Here is a 17,351-nt window from a genome sequence, read left to right on the forward strand (position 1 = left end):
GATGCGGAGGCGGCAGAATCGGGCACGAGGTCGCCAGCCGCGCGGCCGTTCCCTTCTGACAGGAATCCGACGATGAGCCAGAACGATTTCGCGTTCACGCGCGACAGCCTCTACGGCACGCAGGCCGAACCAACCTTCGCGGGCGCGACGAGCTTCATGCGCCGGCGCTTCAGCCGCGATCTCGACGGCGTCGATCTCGCGATCACCGGCGTGCCGTTCGATTCCGCCACGTCGCACCGGCCCGGCACCCGATTCGGCCCGCGCGGGTTGCGGATCGCATCGACGGGGATTGCGTGGGAGCGCCCGTGGCCGTGGCCGTTCGATCCGTTCGACGTGCTGGCCGCGGTCGACTACGGGGATTGCGCATTCGATCTCGGCCAGCCGGAATCGGTGCCGGGCGCGATCGAGCGGCATGCCGACGCGATCCTCGCGCGCGGCTGCGCGATGCTCACGCTCGGCGGCGATCACTTCATCACGTATCCGCTGCTGAAGGCGCACGCGAACGTGCACGGACCGCTGTCGCTCGTGCATTTCGATGCGCATACCGACACATGGCCCGATCGCGACGTGAAGCGCATCGATCACGGCACGATGTTCTATCACGCGGCGCGCGAAGGGTGGGTCGTGCCCGAACGTTCCGCGCAGATCGGCATCCGCACGACCAACGACGAGCCGATGGGCTTCGACATCCAGGATGCGCGCCGCGTGCATGCGTCGACACCCGCCGCGGTCGCCGCGCGCATTCGCGAGCGCGTCGGCGATCATCCGGTGTATCTGACGTTCGACATCGACTGCCTCGATCCGGCGTTCGCGCCGGGCACGGGCACGCCGGTATCGGGCGGGCTGTCGAGCCATCAGGCGTTCGAGATCCTGCGCGATCTGGAAGGCATCAATCTCGTCGGCATGGACGTGGTCGAAGTGTCGCCGCCGTACGATCACGCGGAAATCACGTCGCTCGCCGGCGCGACGATCGCGCTGGAGCTGATCTGCCTGTATGCGTCGCGCCGGCGGCGGGTCACGGAACGATCGAACGATGACTGAACTCACCTGGCGCAAGGCCGTGCCCGACGATGCGCCCGCGTGCATCGCGCTGCGCGCGCTCACGCGCGAGAACGCGTTCACCGAAGCGCAGTTGCGCGCGCTCGGCATCACCGCCGAAAGCTGGGGCGACGGGATTCGCGACGGCCGGTTCTCGGGCCATGTCTGCTGCGCCAACGGGCGCATGGTCGGCTACTGCTTCGGCGATACCGTTTCGGGCGAGATCGTCGTGCTCGCGATCCTGCCGGCATACGAGGGGGCGGGGATCGGCAAGCGGCTGCTGCGGCGCGTGATCGATGATTTCGCGGCGAACGGCTTCATGTCACTGTTTCTCGGCTGTTCGACCGATCCCGCGTCGCGCTCGTACGGTTTCTACCGCCATCTTGGCTGGACGCCCACCGGGACGCTCGACGACGCGGGCGACGAAATCCTGACGCTGCGGATCGGGCCGCCCGCGTGACGGCATGCACGGCGCGGGCGCGTCGTCGATTCGCAAGATTGTTTCGTCGTACAAAACGATTGTGCGGTCGCGGCACGTGCGCTGACCTACGATGGAAGCATTCCCTCCATCGACCGACGAGCCGTGTGCACCCACTACCGCGCCCCTGACGAAGATCCGGGCATCAGCGAACTGAAGCTCGGCATCGGCGATCTGTACCGCCGCGACCCGTGGGCGCCCGACGTGTACCCCGACTACGCGGCGCCGATTGCGCGCGCCGACGGCGACGGCCTCGAGGTCGCGGCGGCCGTGTTCGGCTTCTGGCCGAAATTCATGCAGCCCGAGCGGATCGACGAGCACGGCCGCAAGAAAAGGAAGCTCGATACGGTGAACGCGCGGGCGGAAACGGTCGGCGCATCGCGGCTCTACGGCAACGCATGGCGCAACGGCCAGCGCTGCCTGATTCCGGCGCGCTGGATCTTCGAGCCCTGCTACGAAACCGGTCGCAACGTGTGGCACCGGATCGGCGTCGACGGCTGGCAGCCATACTGCGTCGCCGGCATCTGGCGGCGCCATGAAGACGACGACGGCCGCGAACGCGTGGGCATGGCGATGCTCACCGTCAACGCCGATGCGCATCCGCTGTTCGCGCGGATGCATCGGCCCGGCGAAGAGAAGCGGGGCGTCGTGATCCTGCGCCGCGACGATTACGACGAATGGCTGCACGTGCGCGACATCGAGGCCGCGCGGCGCATGCTGAACCTGCTCCCTGCCGACGACATGACCGCCGCTCCCGATCAGGCACCGCCCGCCGGCGCGTGACCTTTCATTTTTCCGACGGTTGACTTGCGATCAAGCCGGGAGGACGCGTCACGATTATTCGGACAATTTCCAAAATTGACCGATTCCGGGTAATCACCGATACCTCGCAAGTTGTATATACAAGATCATCCGCTGGCTATGTCGGCGCACGTCGTGCCGCGTGCGCGCCAGTGCGCAGACCGTGCGTGCGTGGCGCATGCCGGCGATCCACGGCGCCCCGCACCGCAGAGCCGAAAAGCGCGGCTAGCAGCTTCCCGTTTCGTTCAAACCATGTGTGGTCCTGAGTATCTTGGAGATTTTCCCGTGTCAACGAATCCCAGTGGAAAAGCCGGCGGCCTGATCGAAGTCCGTTCGATCGACTTCATTCCCGACGCCGAGCGCCACGGCGGCTTGCTGAGCCAGTTCACGCTATGGCTGTCGGCCAACATGCAGATCACGGCCATCGTCACGGGCGCGCTGGCCGTCGTGCTCGGCGGCGACGTGTTCTGGTCGCTGGTCGCGCTGCTGCTCGGCCAGTTCATCGGCGGCGCGGTGATGGCGCTGCATGGCGCGCAGGGGCCGCAGCTCGGGCTGCCGCAGATGATCTCGAGCCGCGTGCAGTTCGGCGTCTACGGCGCGATGATTCCGATCGTGCTCGTGTGCCTGATGTACATCGGCTTTTCCGCAAGCGGCTCGGTGCTGGCGGGCCAGGCCGTCGCGCAGTTGCTGCACGTCGACGACGCGGCCGGCATCCTGCTGTTCGCGGCCGTGATCGTCGTGCTGACCGTGTTCGGCTATCGCGCGATCCATGCCGTCGGCCGGATCGCGAGCGTGATCGGCATCGCCGCGTTCGTCTACATGTTCACGCAGCTCTTCGCGAACCACGACATCGGCGCGTTGCTGGCGAACCGGCATTTCTCGGTCGCGAGCTTCCTGCTCGCGATGTCGCTGTCCGCGTCGTGGCAGATAGCATTTGGCCCGTACGTCGCCGACTATTCGCGCTACCTGCCGCGTTCGACGTCGTCGGTCGCGACCTTCGTCGCGGTCGGCCTGGGCTCGGTGATCGGTGCGCAGGCGGCGATGGTGTTCGGCGTGTTCGCGGCCGCGCTGGCCGGCAGCCAGTTCGCGCACCATGAGGTGGCCTATATCGTCGGCCTCGGCTCGACGGGCGCCGTGGCCGCGTTGCTGTACTTCAGCATCGCGTTCGGCAAGGTGACGGTCACGGCGCTCAATGCGTACGGCAGCTTCATGTCGATGGCGACGATCGTCAGCGGCTTTCGCGGCAAGGGGGCCGTGTCGTCGAAGAGCCGTCTCGTGTACATCTTCGGGATGATCTGCGTGTCGACGCTCATCGCGCTCGCAGGCCGCCACTCGTTCCTGAAGGAATTCACCGCGTTCATCCTGTTCCTGCTCGCGTTCTTCACGCCGTGGAGCGCGATCAACCTGGTCGACTACTACTGCTTCACGCGCTCGCGCTACGACGTGCCGGCGCTGTCCGATCCGGACGGCCGCTACGGCCGCTGGAACGTGATGGCGATCGCGATCTACGTGGTCGGCATTCTCGTGCAGCTGCCGTTCATGTCGACGCATATCTACACGGGGCCGCTCGTCGACGCGCTCGGCGGCACCGACATCTCGTGGATTCTCGGCCTGGTCGTGCCGGCCGTGCTGTATTACATCGGCGCGCGCGCGTCGCGCCGCAGCATCCCCGAACGCCTGATCCTGCCGCTCGAACACGGCGAAGTTCACCACTGACGATCCGTCACGCGCATCGGGCCGGCCGGCTGCCGGCCCGAGTGTCGCGTCGAGCCGGGCGCGGCCTGCGTCGGGCGCGCTCTCAGATTTACTTTCCAGCGATGCCGGTGCGGCATGACTGCCACGCACGGCGTCGTTTCATTCCTGATCAATTGAATAGTATGACTAAATATATGACGGCCCGCGGCAGCGATCGCCGGGCGCGGATCGCGCACGCCGGCTTTCGGGTGACGGTGGCGGCAGTGTGCGTCGCCGGTTCGGGCGCAGCGTTCGCGCAGGACGGCGTCACGCTGTACGGCGTGATCGACGAATTCGCGCAGGTCGTGAATACGGGCAACGGCTATACGGCCGCGATCAATTCGGGCGGCCAGTGGGGCAGCCGGTTCGGGCTGAAGGGCGGCGAGGATATCGGCGGCGGACAGAAGATCGAGTTCGCGCTGGAGAACGGCTTCAACCCGAACGACGGCTCGCTGGCAAGTTCCGGCACGCTGTTCAACCGGCAGGCGTGGGTCGGCGTCGCGGGGCAGTGGGGCAAGCTGCGTGCGGGCCGCCAGAATTCGCCGCTGTTCAACGATCAGGGCGGACAGGATGCGTTCGGCGGCGTCACGCAGGCGTCCGGCATGGACAACCTGACCGTGTTCGCGTTTCGCACCAGCAATACGCTGTCGTACCAGAGCCCCGAGATCGCGGGCTTCCAGGGCGGGCTGTACTTCGGGTTCGGCGATGCGGGCGGCGCGCGCTCGGCAGGCTCCAGCCAGCAGTTCGACCTGACCTACGAACACGGGCCGTTCGGCGCGTTCGTCGCGGGCCAGTGGCTGAAGAACGCGACGGCGACCACGACCGATCGCACGATCATGGCCGGCGCGTCGTACGCGATCGGCAAGGCGACCGTGTACGGCGGCTTCTCCGCGGTGAAGTGGGCCGATCTCGGCATCGATTCGCGCGTGTATGGGCTGTCGGTCAAATACCAGTTCAATCCGGCGAACTACGTGGCGCTCGGCTACGCGTACCTGCACGACCAGTCGTCGCAGGGCAACCATGCGGACCAGCTCGGGCTGATGTACGAATACGACCTGTCGAAGCGCACGAGTTTCTACGGCGCACTGTCGTACCTGCGCAACCGCAACCAGGCCGGCTATACGCTCGCCGGTGCGGCGAACCCGGGCCTGCCGCTCGCGTATCCGGGCGCGAATGCGCGCGGCGTGCAGCTCGGCGTCGTGCATCGGTTCTGACGAGACCGACGCGCCGGGCCGCGTGCGCCCGGCGCATTCCGCGGGCGCCGCCGCGCTATCGCGCCGTCATTTCCCCAACCGCTCCGCAAGCGAATAGCGCTGCATGCAGCGCTCCATCGCGTCGAGAAACGCGTGCTCGGCCGCATTCATCTTGCGGTCGCGATGCCAAAGCAGGAACACGTCGACGTCGACGAGCCCGTCGTCCGGCGGCAGCCGCCACAGCCGCTGCTGCGCGATGTCGTCGCGCACGATGTGCTCGGGCAGGCAGCCGATGCCGTAACCGGCGAAGATCAGCCGCCGCACTTCCTCGAGGCTCGGCGACGACGCGACGATCCGCCCGGTGAAACCCCGCTGGTCGCGAAACACGGTGAGCGGCGACAGGCTGTCGCCGATCTGGTCGCTCGTAAACGACACGAAATTCTCCGCGAGCAGATCGTCCATCCGCAACTGCGTCTGCCCGAACAGCCGGTGATGCCGGCCGCAGTAGATCGCATAGCGCTGGCGCAGGAAACAGCGCATCTCCAGCTTGTCGTGCGGCGTGCGGCACAGGCCGAGCCCGGCCGTGGCCGTCTTCTGCAGCAGCGACGAAAGAATGTCCGACGAGCGCATCACTTCGATCTGCAGATCGATGCGCGGATACGCGCGATGGAAGTCCGCGAGGAATTCGTCGTAGACGGGCGACTCGATGCGGCTCACCGTCAGCAGCCGGATCGAACCGGTGAGATCGGCCGTGCTGTCGTCGATTTCGGTTTCGAGGCGCGAGATGCCGCCGTAGATGTCGCTCGCGATCCTGTAGACGGCTTCGCCGGCCGGCGTCGGCGCGAAGTGCGTGCCGCGCCGCTCGATCAGCTTGCGCTCGAGTGTGTCCTCGAGCCGCCGCAACGCCTGGCTCACGGCCGGCTGCGTGACGTGCAGCCGCGCGGCCGCGCGGCTCACGCTGCGCTCCTGGATGATCACGAGATACGTGCGCAGCAGGTTCCAGTCGAGACGGTCGTTCAGGAACGGCGCGAGGTCGGGGCGCATCGGGTCTCCGGGCGAGTGATCAAGACGGACATTAGTTGAATTTATACGGTGAATAATAACTTGAAATTTGACTAATGATTTGCGGTCGCCGATAAAGGAGGGGTGCCGCAGCGTGCGGCGCGAGGCCGCGTCAGACGGCCGTCTTCACGATATGGCGTGTCGCGTCGCAGCGGCGCGCGTCAGGAGCCCGCATGACCCAGTCCCTTCCTTCCGCCCGCCAGCCGGGGCGTGCCGCGACGGCCGCATTCATCGGCACGATGATCGAGTGGTACGACTTCTACATCTACGCGACCGCCGCCGCGCTCGTGTTCGGCGAACTCTACTTCCCGTCGCACGACCGCTTCGTCAGCACGATGGCGTCGTTCGCGACGTTCGCGGTCGGCTTCTTCGCGCGGCCGCTCGGCGGCGTGATCTTCGGCCATCTCGGCGATCGCATCGGCCGCAAGAAGGCGCTGATGACGACGCTGATGATGATGGGCGTCGCGACCGTCTGCGTCGGGCTGCTGCCCGACTATTCGAAGGTCGGCCTGCTCGCGCCGGTGCTGCTCGTCGCGCTGCGCGTCGTGCAGGGCATCGCGGTGGGCGGCGAATGGGGCGGCGCGGTGCTGATGGCGGGCGAGCATGCGCCGCAGGGGCGCCGCACGTTCTTCGCGTCGTTCGCGCAGCTCGGCAGCCCGGCCGGGTTGATCCTGTCGCTGATCGCGTTTCGCGCGGTCACGTCGATGGACAAGGCCGACTTCCTCGCATGGGGCTGGCGCCTGCCGTTTCTCGCGAGTTCGGTGCTGCTCGTGGTCGGCATCCTGATCCGGCTCGGCGTGAACGAGTCGCCGGAATTCGCGCGCGTGAAGGAAACCAACCGCACGGTGAAGCTGCCGGTCGCCGAAGTGTTCCGCTCCGCGTCGGGGCTCGTGGCGCTCTGCATCGGCGCGAACACGATCGGCATCGCGGGCGTCTATTTCACGAACACGTTCATGATTGCGTACACGACGCAGTACGTCGGCGTGTCGCGCTCGCTGATCCTCGACAGCCTGTTCGCGGTCGCGATCATCCAGTTCGTCGTGCAGCCGATCGCCGCGTGGATCGCCGAGCGCATCGGCGGCGCGCGCTTCCTGAAGCTCGCGGCGCTGCTCGCGATGCTGTCGCCGTATCCGATGTTCATGCTCGTGCAGGGCGGCACGTCCGCGTCGCTGATCGCGGGCATCGCGCTCGCGGTGGTCTGCATGGCCGGCTTCTATTCGGTGATCGCGGGCTTCGTGAGCGACGTGTTCCCCGCGCACGTGCGCTATTCGGCGATCTCGCTCGCGTACCAGATCTGCGGCGCGCTCGCGGGCGGGCTGACGCCGCTCGTCGGCACGTGGCTCGCGCATCGTTTCGCGGGCCAGTGGTGGCCGCTCGCGGTGTTCTACACGTGTCTCGCCGGCATCTCGCTGCTTTGCATCGTCGCGCTCGACGCGCGTCGAGCGGCGCGGCCGGCTGCTGCCGAAGCGCTCGGCTCGCAGTGAAACTCAACATACGCATTCATCCGGAGTCCCCATGAAAGACCTGCTGGAAATCGACGGCGCCCGCTTGTGGCAGAGCCTCGCCGACATGGCGCGCATCGGCGCGACGCCGCGCGGCGGCGTGCGGCGCCTCGCGCTCACCGACGACGACCGACGCGGACGCGACCTGTTCGCGCAGTGGTGCCGCGACGCGGGCATGACGGTGAGCGTCGACGCGGTCGGCAACCTGTTCGCGCGGCGCGACGGCACCGATGCACAGGCCGCGCCGGTGCTGATCGGCAGCCATCTCGACACGCAGCCCGAAGGCGGCCGCTTCGACGGCGTCTACGGCGTGCTCGCCGCGCTCGAACTCGTGCGCACGCTGAACGACGCGGGCATCGCGACCGTCAAGCCGCTGGAAATCGTGTCGTGGACCAACGAGGAGGGCGCGCGTTTCGCGCCGGCGATGCTCGGCTCGGCCGTGTTCACCGGCGCATTGCCGCTCGACGAAGCGCTCGCGAAGCAGGATGCCGACGGCGTCACGCTCGGCGCGGCGCTCGACGCGTGCGGCTACCGCGGCACGCGCGCGTTGGGCGGCGCGGTCGATGCGTACTTCGAAGCGCATATCGAGCAGGGCCCCGTGCTCGAGGCGAACGGCACGACGATCGGCGTCGTCACGGGCGGCCAGGCGATCCGCTGGCTCGACGTCACGGTGAAGGGCGTGGCCGCGCACGCGGGCACGACGCCGATGCCGTATCGCAAGGACGCGTATTTCGCGAGCGCGCAGATGGCGCTCGAACTCGAACGGATCGTCGCCGGTCATGCGCCGCGCGGGCTCGCGACGATCGGGCAGGTCGGCATCCGCAACGCGTCGCGCAACACCATTGCCGGCGACGTGACGTTCACGGTCGACCTGCGCCATCACGACGATGCGCAGGTCGATGCGATGGAGCGCGAATTGCGCGACGCGTGCGCACGCGTGGCCGCCGCACGCGGCGTGCAGGTCGCGATCGACACCTGCTGGCGCAGCCCGGCGACGCCGTTCGACCGCGACTGCGTCGAACGCGTCGCGCAGGCGGCGCAAGCGTTCGGCTATCCGAACGAGCGGATCGTCAGCGGCGCCGGACACGACGCGATCCTGCTCGCGCGCCGCGTCCCGACCGCGATGGTGTTCATCCCGTGCGTCGACGGCCTGTCGCACAACGAAGCCGAGGATGCGCTGCCCGACGACGTGACGCGCGGCACGAACGTGCTGCTTCATGCGGTACTCGCGCGTGCCGGCGTTTCGACGCGTGCCGCCGTCGCGGCCGCGACGCAGGATGCGTGACGCGGCGAGCCGACGAATCGACGAAGCGACGAATCGAAAAACCGACGAGGGCGAACGATGAAGACCTATTTCCATCCCGAGCAGTTGCTGCACCATCCGCGCAGCTACCTGTCGCGCGGTCAAATGCGCGAGCCGCAGGAAGTGCCCGAGCGCGCGGCGCGGCTCGTCGCGGCCGTCCGGTCGCTCGACTTCGACGTGTGCGAGCCGGCCGACCGCGGCACCGCGCCGATCGCCGCCGTGCACGACATGAACTACCTGCGCTTTCTGGAAGACGCGCACCGCGACTGGAAGCGGATGCCCGACGACTGGGGCGACGAAGTGATGTCGAACGTGTTCGTGCGCGATCCGAACCCGCTGCGCGGCATCCTCGCGAAAGCCGCGCGCTACCTCGCCGACGGCAGTTGCCCGGTCGGGCCGAACACATGGCGCGCCGCGTACTGGTCCGCGCAGGGCGCGCTGGCGGCCGCGGCCGACGTCAACGACGGCGCGCGCGACGCCTACGCGCTGTGCCGGCCGCCCGGTCACCACGCGCGCCGCGATGCGGCCGGCGGCTTCTGCTACCTGAACAATGCGGCGATCGCCGCGCAGTCGCTGCTCGGCCGCTACCGCCGGGTTGCGATCCTCGATACCGACATGCATCACGGGCAGGGCGTGCAGGAGATCTTCTACGGTCGCGACGACGTGCTGTACGTGTCGATCCACGGCGATCCGACCAACTTTTACCCGGTCGTCGCGGGCTACGAGGACGAGACGGGCAGCGGCGCCGGCGACGGTTTCAACCTCAACCTGCCGATGCCGCACGGCGCGCCGGAGTCGACGTTCTTCGAGCGGCTCGACGACGCGCTGCGCGCGCTCGCGCGGTTCCAGCCCGATGCGCTCGTGCTCGCGCTCGGCTTCGACATCTACCAGGACGATCCGCAGTCGCAGGTGGCCGTGACGACCGACGGTTTCGGGCGGCTCGGCGGCGCGATCGGCGCGCTCGGATTGCCGACGGTGATCGTGCAGGAAGGCGGCTATCACCTTGCGAGCCTCGACGCGAACGCGCGTGCATTTTTCGGCAGGTTCGGCGCCGCGCGCTGAGCGGCGACGCGAGGGGCGGCGATCGGGTGCGTGCGGGTTCAAGTTTTCCGCACGCTCGCCGATAATTCGCGCATAGGCTGGATGAATGCACGAAGGAGAGCCGAACGATGACAGCCGGCCAAATCAGACGCGCTGCGATCGCGCTCGCGGCGTTGGGCGCAGGGTCGCTCGCCAGCGCGGCCGAGCCGACGATTCCGCTGCGAGTCAGTCTCACCATTCCCGAAATCTGCGCGATCGGCGTCGGCGTGACGCGGGCTGCCGATGCCGACATGCCGAGCGTCAGTTGCGCGCACGGTACGCCGTTCGTGGTCAGCCACGCGCCGCCGCCCGATGCGCGGTCGGCGCCGCGCAGCATCGGCGCGGGCGCGCTGCCCACGTGGACCGTCACGTTCTGAGCAGCGCGCGGCACGTGCGCCCGCGTCCGTAGCCCGCCGCCCGTCGCCCGCCGCCGGACCGAACGCTAGAAACTGATCGTCGCGGTGATCGTGTCGCTGTAGTTGCCGGGCGCGGGCGTCGCCTGCACCGGCACCGCGCCGTACATGGTCACGACCTGCGACGTGCCCGTGCCTACCCCCGTGACCGTTGCGCTGCCGCCCGTGCCGTCGCCCCACGTGACCGCGTGCGTGGCGTCCGTATAGAGCCCGTAGCCGATCGTGCCGCCCCCGCCGCTGCGCTGCATCTGTCGCGCGGTCACGCTGCCGGTGCTGCCGCCGTTCAGCGCAATTTTCCACGCGTCGCCGTTCGTGCACTGCGCGGTGATCGAGCCGGTCGCCGCGAGTGCGCCCGACAGCACGCTCGCGGTGCCGAAGCTGACGTTGGTCGCACTGATGTTGCAGTTGTTGACCACATTGGCGGTCGCGCTGAACGGGAAGGCGCCGTTCGACGTTGTCAGCGACGCGCAGGTCGGCGCACCGAGCAGGTAGAACCCCGCGTTGAGCGACGTCATGTTGCCGCCGAAGTTTTGCGAGTAGGTCGTCGTGTTGTTGCCGGTCGTCGGCACGGTCGGCTGGTTCGACGTGATCTGTCCGTAGATCGTGACCGTGGCGCTCGCGCTCGTGCCGAGCGCGGGTTTCGTGAGCGTCACCGACGCGGGCGTCGTGCCGGAGGAAATGGAGCCCCACGCGACCGAATGCGCGGCATCGAGATAGAGGTCGTACTGCATCTCGTTGGGGCCGTTCGCGAGGCTGCGCGGGCTCGTGCCGCCGAGATTCAGGCACACGAGCACGTTCGGCGTCAGCGTGACGGCCGACCACGTGCACGTGATGCTGACGGTGCCGGTGGCGGCGACCGACGCGCGCGAGATCGGGCTGACCGAGCCGAAGCTCACGGTCGACGCGGTGGCCGAGCACGTGTCGGCCTGCGCGTGTCGCGGCACGCCGCACCACGCGACGAGCGCAACGACGAGCAGCAGGACGATCCTCATGGCGCCGGCCGGCAGGTGAGCGGGCCGACTGTCGGCAGCGTGCCGTTGCCGGGCGCGGTGAAAGCGAATTCCGCGGCGCAGCGCTGCGTGCCGTAGTCGATCACGAGATGGTTGTCGTCCTTCAGCCCGTCGATGAACGTGAGGCCGTCGTAGCCGACGATCGTGTTTGCGCCGCTTTCGGCGTGATGCACGTGCGCGCCGGCCGGCAGCGGCTTCCCCGCGGCGTCGCGCAGGATCACCGACGCCGCGCGATAGCGCGATACTCCGAAATGCGCGACGACGCCCGACTGCGCCTGCGGCACGACCGTCATCGACGTGCGGGCGATCCGCGCATCGGCGGGCAGCTTCATCGCGTCGATCGCGATCTGGTTGTTCTGGTACGCATTCAGGTCGGGCACGAGCAGGTGGCCTGCGCGATCGGTCGTGCCGATCACGCGGTTCTCGTGCAGCACCGGAATGCCCGCGACGCCGTCGGTCGACACGAGCGCGAAGCCGTCGTCGATGCGGCGCGACAACTGCAGGCTGCGGTCCATGAACACGAGCGCGCCGCTGACGTCGAGTGACGCGCCGCTCTGGCGGTCGATGTTCTGCGCGGCCGCGATGACTTCGCCCGCATGCCCGAGATAGCGCAGTTGCGCCTGCCGGTAGGGCGCAGCGCCCGTGCCGCCGGTCTGCACGCCCCAGCCCCAGCCGCCGTCATAGTCGGGCGGGCGGCTCGCATCGACGGTGTAGTTCGACTGGCCGCGCTGGCGGCCGACGGTCGCATTGATCGACGTGTTGCGGCCGAGCCCGATGTTCAGCGACACGAACGCGCCGTTCGCCCCCTGCTGCGCGAAATCGCGGTACGCGCTCACGCTCAGCGACGCGAGATCGCCGAAGCTCAGCGTGTACGACACCGTGCCGATCCGCGCGCTCGGGCCTTGCGGCAGCCGGAAGCCGATATAGCTGAGCGACAGCGTCTGGCGATGCATGAACGGCAGCGCGAGCGTCGCCTGGTCGGTCGCCGACGGCACCGGCGCGCCGTCGCGCGACGCCAGGTCGCCGTAGCGGCCGAACGCGCGGATCGTCTGCGCGTTGATCGAGAAGCGCGGTTCGATCAACTGGTAGCCGACGCTCGCCTGCGTGCCCGGATAGCGGCCGACGCTGCCCGCCACCGCGCCGCTCACGACGCCCGCATAGCCCAGCCGCACCAGCGCGCCGACGCCCGCGTTGAATACGCCGCCGGTCGCCTCCGCATGCCCCTCGACGGTCAGCGCCTGCGTGACGCCGCGCCGCATCGAGCCGCTGACGGCCGGCCGCGCGTCGTAGTCGAACGACTGCAGCGCGTAGTTGCGGCGCAGGAAGCCGGCCTCGAACGAATAGCTCGACAGCCCGGCGGACAGCATGCGCGTGTCGACGTAGAGCGGCACGGACGTCGCGACGGTGCGCCCGAGCGCGTCGCGCGTGATGACGGTCGCCTGGCCGGCGCCGGTGATGCCCGGCACGTCGTGAATGATGAACGGTCCGCTCGGCACGTTGCCGGTGTACTGGCGCACGTTGTTGATGTACAGGTCGACCGCCGACGGCACCGCGGCGGAGCCCGAGAGCGACGGAATCGGAAACGTCACGAGGTCGGGCCGCAGCGCGAAGTTGCTGCGCCACTGGACGCCGCCGAAGCGCACCGAGCGCGTCCAGGCGAGCGATCCGGAGATCGCGTCGCCGATCTGCGTGGTGCTCGGCCGCGCCGGGTCCGAGCGACTCCACGACGTATCGAAGCGCGTATAGCGGCGCTGGCCGTTGTAGAAATACGCGGTGCCGGTGGTGTTGAACACGCCGTACGGATCGAAGTAGCGTACGTCGGTGTAGAGCGAGACCTGCCGGTCGCCGATCGTCTGCGCGTACGCCTCGTAGTTGATCGCGACGCCGCGCGACGCGCTGGCCGCCTGCGTGGCCGGCAACGCGCGGCTGTCGACCGCGTACGGGCGGCGCAGCGGGTCGGCCATCTGCAGGTCGACGCTCTGGCGCGCCGCGTCGTAGCGGTAGCGCAGGCCGGCAATCGTGTCGAGGTCGACGCTCGCCGCGTCGGCGATCCCGAGCCGGTCGGTCGCGAAGCCGATCGTGCGCAGGTCGGCGCCGCTCGCCGACAGGTGGCCGTCGCGCTCGCGGAAGTGCGCGAGCAGCGCGGTGCTTTCGCCGTTGATGCTCACTTCGAGGATCACGTCGTGCACGCTGTCGGTCATCACGAGCGCCGCCGGTTCGTCCGCGCGAGCCGCGCCGTGAACGAGCAGGCGGCCGGCCACGACGGCCGCGAGCACGATGCGCCGGGCGTGCCGCGACGTTCTCCGTCCGTCGGTCGGAACCGTGCCGGCGCGTGGCGAAGGGGGCGAGGCCGGGCGGCGCACCGGCGGTCTAGCCCGGCGGCTCCACCACGACGACCGCGCTGGCCGGCTGCGAATTGACGGCCGCCCGCACCGTGACCTTGCCGCCGAGCGCGACGCCGGCCGGCAGCGGCACGCTCCACTGGCCCGTGCGGCCCGCGAGCGCGTAGCCGAGCAGCCCGCGCGTGAGCGGATACGCATGGCCGTCGCCGGTCACGAGCTCGACCGAGGCCAGTTGCGCGCGGCGCGCGCCGCCGTTGCGCACCCGCAGCATCCAGCCGCCGTTGCTGCGCAGCAGCGTCCAGTCGAGTTGCGGCGCGCCCTGGGCGGCGGGTTCGACGAACACCGGAATCGAATAGCGCAGCCGGATCGACACGCCGTTGGTCGGCGCCTCGCCGGGCTGCGGCAGCTCGTCGATCAGCAGCCGGTAGCTCTGCTCGATGCCGGCGGGCGTGCGCGCTGCACGCACGACGCGGATCAGCTGCTCCGATTGCGTGCCGACCTCGATCAGCGGCGGGCTCGCGACGAGATCCTGCGTGGGCGTCAGCGTGTCCTGCCCGTCGGCCTGGTCCCAGCGGAACACGCGTACCTGGCCGTACACCGGGCGCTCGCCCGGATTGCGCAGCGTGATGCCGGTGGCCGTGTCGTCGGCGCCGAGTTCGATCGTGACGGGGGAAATCTGCAGCGACGCGGCGTGCGCGGCGCCGGCCGCGCACAGCAGCGCGGCGAGCGTTCGACGGAATGCGGTCATGCGTGGCGGCGCCGGTCAGAAGTAGACGGTGGCGGTGACGGTCGTCTGATAGGTGTCCGGCTTCGGCGTCGCCTGCGCGGGCACCTGGCCGTAGACGGTCAACGCCTGCGCGGCGCCCGTGCCGGTGCCGGCCACGGTGTTCGTGCCTTGCGTGTTGCCCCAGATCGTCGTGCGCCCGGCGTCCTGATAGAGCTGGAAACCGACGGTCGTTGTCGTGTTGCCGGTCGACGTGCCGGCCATCAGGCGGCTCGCGACGCTCGAGCCCGTGACCGTGCCCGCGTCGAGGCCGACGTTGTACGGCGTCGTGTTGGTACACGTGACGCTGACGGTCGTCTGCTGGTTGATCGCGGTGGCCAGCACGCCGTTGGTGCCGAACGCCAGCGGGTTCGCGGCGATCGTGCAGTTCGGCTGCAGCGTCAGCGTGACGTTGAAGGTGGCGGTCGCGGTGCCGTTCGAATAGGTGGCCGCGTCGGCTGCAGGTGTCGACAGGCCGATCGACAGCGCGAGTGACAATGTCGTGGAAGCGATGGCGACTTTCACACGGATCCCTCATCGAGCGGTTTTTCATTGGATTTATGCCGCGCTTCGCGTGCCACGGCATGCCAGATGCTGATATGAATTAAAGGGTCTTTCAATTGCTAAATCCGCGCTGTTTCATTTTGTTACATTTGAATTGACCGTTGCGTGAATAAACCCGGAAAACATTGCGATTTTCGATTTTTTCCCGAACCGCCCAGTCGAAAGATTTTTCTGCGTCCCGGCAATCTTTTCACGGTTACTGTACGGTGCGGCACGATTTTTCCGATTGGCATAATGGATAAACCGGATCGTATCTAATGAAGGCATCGATTTCGATCATTCCAGATTGAAATGGATATGATTTGCGGCGGCACGCGCCGATATTCCGAATCATTTCCCACGCGAGGATTCACGGAATCGGAATCGACGGCTGAAAGCGAAAACGGCCGCATTGCGCGGCCGTGAGCATGGGGCGGTACGGCGCGGCGGCCGGTACGTCCGGCCGGCGCGTCGCGCGCCGCGATTACGAATTCGCGGCGGCCGGTGCGCGGCGCTGCTGCGCGACCTGCAGGAAGACGAGCGCGAGGCCGGCCGCGGCGATCAGCCCGCCGACGAGCGGCACGGCCGCATAACCGAAGCCCGCCGAGAGCGCCGCGCCGCCGGCCGCCGCGCCGAGCGCGTTGCCGAGGTTGAACGCGCCGATGTTGACGGCCGACGCGAGGCCCGGCGCTTCGTGGGCCGCCCGCATCACGCGCATCTGCAGCGGCGGCACGACCGCGAACGTCGCGATGCCCCACACGAGCAGCGTGACGGCCGCGCCGGCATGCGTGCGGGCAAGGATCGGGAACGCGGCCATCGTCGCGATCAGCAGCAGCAGGAAACCGATCAGCGTACCGTCGAGCGAGCGGTCGGCCAGGCGTCCGCCCGCGATGTTGCCGATCGAGAAGCCGACGCCGATCAGCACCAGCATCGCGGTCACGAAGCCGGGCGTCGCGCCGCTCAGGTGTTCGAGCGTCGGCGCGACATACGTGTAGAGCGTGAACATCGCGCCGGCGCCGAGCACGGTCGTCCCGAGCGCGCCGAGCACGACGGGGCGCGTCAGCACCGAGAGTTCGGCGCGCAGGTCGGGCATCTTGCCGGCTGCGCCCTTCGGCAGTGCGGCGAACAGCCCGGCGATCGCGATCAGGCCGAGGCCCGCGGTCGCCGCGAACGACATGCGCCAGCCGATGATCTGGCCGAGCCAGGTCGCGGCCGGCACGCCGCCGACGTTCGCGATCGTGAGACCCATGAACATCGTCGCCACCGCGCTGGCCTGCTTCTCGCGCGGCACGAGGCTGGCCGCGACCACCGAGCCGAGCCCGAAGAACGCGCCGTGATTGAGGCTCGTCACGAGGCGCGCGAGCAGCAGCGTCGTATAGCCCGGCGCGAACGCCGACAGCAGGTTGCCGATCGTGAAGATCGACATCAGGGCGATCAGTGCCGAGCGGCGCGACCAGCGCGCGAGCAGCAGCGTCATCAGCGGCGCGCCGACCATCACGCCGATCGCATACGCGCTGATCAGCATGCCGGCTTGCGGAATCGACACGTGCACGCCGTCGGCGATCACGGGCAGCAGGCCCATCGGCGAGAACTCGGTCGTGCCGATGCCGAACGCACCGGCGGCGAGCGCCAGCAGCGGCAGCGCGGCGCCGCGGCCCGGGCGGGAAGAAGAGGAAGTCGTGGGGTTCACGCGATGAGCTCCAGGAATCGAGAGGCAACGGCATGCAGCCGTCGGGACAGGAGGAAGTGTGCCTGCAAGACTGTTGCGGAAAAAGCCGTGTACGGGCGAAATTATCTTGATTTCATTTCAACAATGCGGTGGGGCGCGCAAGCGGTTCTTTTCGAAAGCTTTTTGTCATGAGCGACGCACGGCGCCTGGCCGGGAGATCGCGATGCGCGGGTGTATCGAGGCGGGCTGACGGTCGGCCCGTCCGGTCGTCCGGCATCCGTCCGCCCCGCGCACGGCGATGCGCGGACGCGTCGCGTGTCGGGCTGGCCGTTCGGACGACTGGCGGGACCCGCGCGAGCGTTGCATCATCGCCGAAAACCCTCGGCAGGCAAGGGCTCGGGCAAAAAAAGCCCCGATCAC

15 protein-coding genes are annotated in these 17,351 nt (G+C 68.5%); 9 read left to right on the forward strand and 6 right to left on the reverse strand.

Annotated features, from left to right (window positions below):
• The first annotated feature begins 72 nt into the window (after positions 1-72).
• The 5 genes from speB (at position 73) to WJ16_RS05900 (ending at position 5,265) form a co-directional block, all read left to right on the forward strand.
• Entirely contained in the window at positions 73-1,041 is a 969-nt protein-coding gene (speB, locus tag WJ16_RS05880; RefSeq protein ID WP_069256251.1) for an agmatinase, read from the forward strand.
• Positions 1,034-1,498, forward strand: coding sequence for a GNAT family N-acetyltransferase (locus tag WJ16_RS05885; protein ID WP_069256252.1), 465 nt, complete (start codon positions 1,034-1,036; stop codon positions 1,496-1,498). The genes speB and WJ16_RS05885 overlap by 8 nt, the downstream gene beginning before the upstream one ends.
• A 123-nt stretch (positions 1,499-1,621) precedes the next feature.
• On the forward strand, positions 1,622-2,299 hold the full coding sequence (locus tag WJ16_RS05890) for an SOS response-associated peptidase family protein (protein WP_069256253.1): 678 nt from the start codon (positions 1,622-1,624) through the stop codon (positions 2,297-2,299).
• A 303-nt stretch (positions 2,300-2,602) separates the two neighbouring features.
• A complete protein-coding gene (locus tag WJ16_RS05895) occupies positions 2,603-4,033 on the forward strand; it encodes a purine-cytosine permease family protein (protein ID WP_069256254.1) in 1,431 nt (476 codons plus the stop codon).
• Between the two features lie 161 nt (positions 4,034-4,194).
• Positions 4,195-5,265: a porin gene (locus WJ16_RS05900; protein WP_069256255.1), complete on the forward strand. Its 1,071-nt coding sequence runs from the start codon at positions 4,195-4,197 to the stop codon at positions 5,263-5,265.
• Positions 5,266-5,331: 66 nt separating this feature from the next.
• On the opposite strand, the gene WJ16_RS05905 is transcribed toward WJ16_RS05900, so the two are convergent.
• On the reverse strand, positions 5,332-6,288 hold the full coding sequence (locus WJ16_RS05905; RefSeq protein ID WP_069256256.1) for a LysR family transcriptional regulator: 957 nt from the start codon (positions 6,286-6,288) through the stop codon (positions 5,332-5,334).
• 191 nt (positions 6,289-6,479) lie between these two features.
• Between WJ16_RS05905 and WJ16_RS05910 the strand changes: the two genes are divergently transcribed.
• The 4 genes from WJ16_RS05910 to WJ16_RS05925 all read left to right on the forward strand — a co-directional run bounded on the left by WJ16_RS05910 (position 6,480) and on the right by WJ16_RS05925 (position 10,568).
• Positions 6,480-7,790 carry an MFS transporter gene (locus WJ16_RS05910; protein WP_069256257.1) on the forward strand — a complete coding sequence of 437 codons (1,311 nt, stop codon included), beginning with the start codon at positions 6,480-6,482 and terminating at the stop codon, positions 7,788-7,790.
• Positions 7,791-7,821: 31 nt separating this feature from the next.
• The gene (locus WJ16_RS05915) at positions 7,822-9,093 is read left to right on the forward strand and encodes a Zn-dependent hydrolase (RefSeq protein ID WP_069256258.1); all 1,272 of its coding nucleotides are present in this window, start codon (positions 7,822-7,824) and stop codon (positions 9,091-9,093) included.
• Between the two features lie 57 nt (positions 9,094-9,150).
• Positions 9,151-10,173 (forward strand): histone deacetylase family protein, encoded by a 1,023-nt coding sequence (locus tag WJ16_RS05920; protein WP_069256259.1) that lies wholly within the window; start codon positions 9,151-9,153, stop codon positions 10,171-10,173.
• Between the two features lie 107 nt (positions 10,174-10,280).
• The gene (locus WJ16_RS05925) at positions 10,281-10,568 is read left to right on the forward strand and encodes a hypothetical protein (RefSeq protein WP_157126722.1); all 288 of its coding nucleotides are present in this window, start codon (positions 10,281-10,283) and stop codon (positions 10,566-10,568) included.
• 65 nt (positions 10,569-10,633) lie between these two features.
• Here the strand turns inward: WJ16_RS05925 and WJ16_RS05930 are convergent, their stop codons facing one another.
• The 5 genes from WJ16_RS05930 to WJ16_RS05950 all read right to left on the reverse strand — a co-directional run bounded on the left by WJ16_RS05930 (position 10,634) and on the right by WJ16_RS05950 (position 16,952).
• The gene (locus WJ16_RS05930) at positions 10,634-11,596 is read right to left on the reverse strand and encodes a Csu type fimbrial protein (RefSeq protein ID WP_069256261.1); all 963 of its coding nucleotides are present in this window, start codon (positions 11,594-11,596) and stop codon (positions 10,634-10,636) included.
• Complete coding sequence (locus WJ16_RS05935; protein WP_236858184.1) at positions 11,593-13,890, reverse strand: fimbria/pilus outer membrane usher protein; 2,298 nt, start codon at positions 13,888-13,890, stop codon at positions 11,593-11,595. The genes WJ16_RS05930 and WJ16_RS05935 overlap by 4 nt, the downstream gene beginning before the upstream one ends.
• A 94-nt stretch (positions 13,891-13,984) precedes the next feature.
• Entirely contained in the window at positions 13,985-14,704 is a 720-nt protein-coding gene (locus WJ16_RS05940; protein WP_069256263.1) for a fimbrial biogenesis chaperone, read from the reverse strand.
• Positions 14,705-14,719: 15 nt separating this feature from the next.
• Positions 14,720-15,205 carry a Csu type fimbrial protein gene (locus tag WJ16_RS05945; RefSeq protein WP_404822586.1) on the reverse strand — a complete coding sequence of 162 codons (486 nt, stop codon included), beginning with the start codon at positions 15,203-15,205 and terminating at the stop codon, positions 14,720-14,722.
• A 541-nt stretch (positions 15,206-15,746) separates the two neighbouring features.
• A complete protein-coding gene (locus WJ16_RS05950; RefSeq protein ID WP_069256264.1) occupies positions 15,747-16,952 on the reverse strand; it encodes an MFS transporter in 1,206 nt (401 codons plus the stop codon).
• Positions 16,953-17,351 lie beyond the last annotated feature (399 nt).

The organism is Burkholderia metallica (genome assembly GCF_001718555.1).
Lineage (GTDB): Bacteria > Pseudomonadota > Gammaproteobacteria > Burkholderiales > Burkholderiaceae > Burkholderia > Burkholderia metallica.

Excerpts from the sequence above, each read along its gene's own strand:
- WJ16_RS05905 (WP_069256256.1), bottom strand. The coding sequence starts at position 6,288 with ATGCGCCCCGACCTCGCGCCGTTCCTGAACGACCGTCTCGACTGGAAC.
- WJ16_RS05910 (WP_069256257.1), top strand. The coding sequence starts at position 6,480 with ATGACCCAGTCCCTTCCTTCCGCCCGCCAGCCGGGGCGTGCCGCGACG.
- WJ16_RS05930 (WP_069256261.1), bottom strand. The coding sequence starts at position 11,596 with ATGAGGATCGTCCTGCTGCTCGTCGTTGCGCTCGTCGCGTGGTGCGGC.
- WJ16_RS05900 (WP_069256255.1), top strand. The coding sequence starts at position 4,195 with ATGACTAAATATATGACGGCCCGCGGCAGCGATCGCCGGGCGCGGATC.
- WJ16_RS05915 (WP_069256258.1), top strand. The coding sequence starts at position 7,822 with ATGAAAGACCTGCTGGAAATCGACGGCGCCCGCTTGTGGCAGAGCCTC.
- WJ16_RS05885 (WP_069256252.1), top strand. The coding sequence starts at position 1,034 with ATGACTGAACTCACCTGGCGCAAGGCCGTGCCCGACGATGCGCCCGCG.
- speB (WP_069256251.1), top strand. The coding sequence starts at position 73 with ATGAGCCAGAACGATTTCGCGTTCACGCGCGACAGCCTCTACGGCACG.
- WJ16_RS05925 (WP_157126722.1), top strand. The coding sequence starts at position 10,281 with ATGACAGCCGGCCAAATCAGACGCGCTGCGATCGCGCTCGCGGCGTTG.
- WJ16_RS05940 (WP_069256263.1), bottom strand. The coding sequence starts at position 14,704 with ATGACCGCATTCCGTCGAACGCTCGCCGCGCTGCTGTGCGCGGCCGGC.
- WJ16_RS05920 (WP_069256259.1), top strand. The coding sequence starts at position 9,151 with ATGAAGACCTATTTCCATCCCGAGCAGTTGCTGCACCATCCGCGCAGC.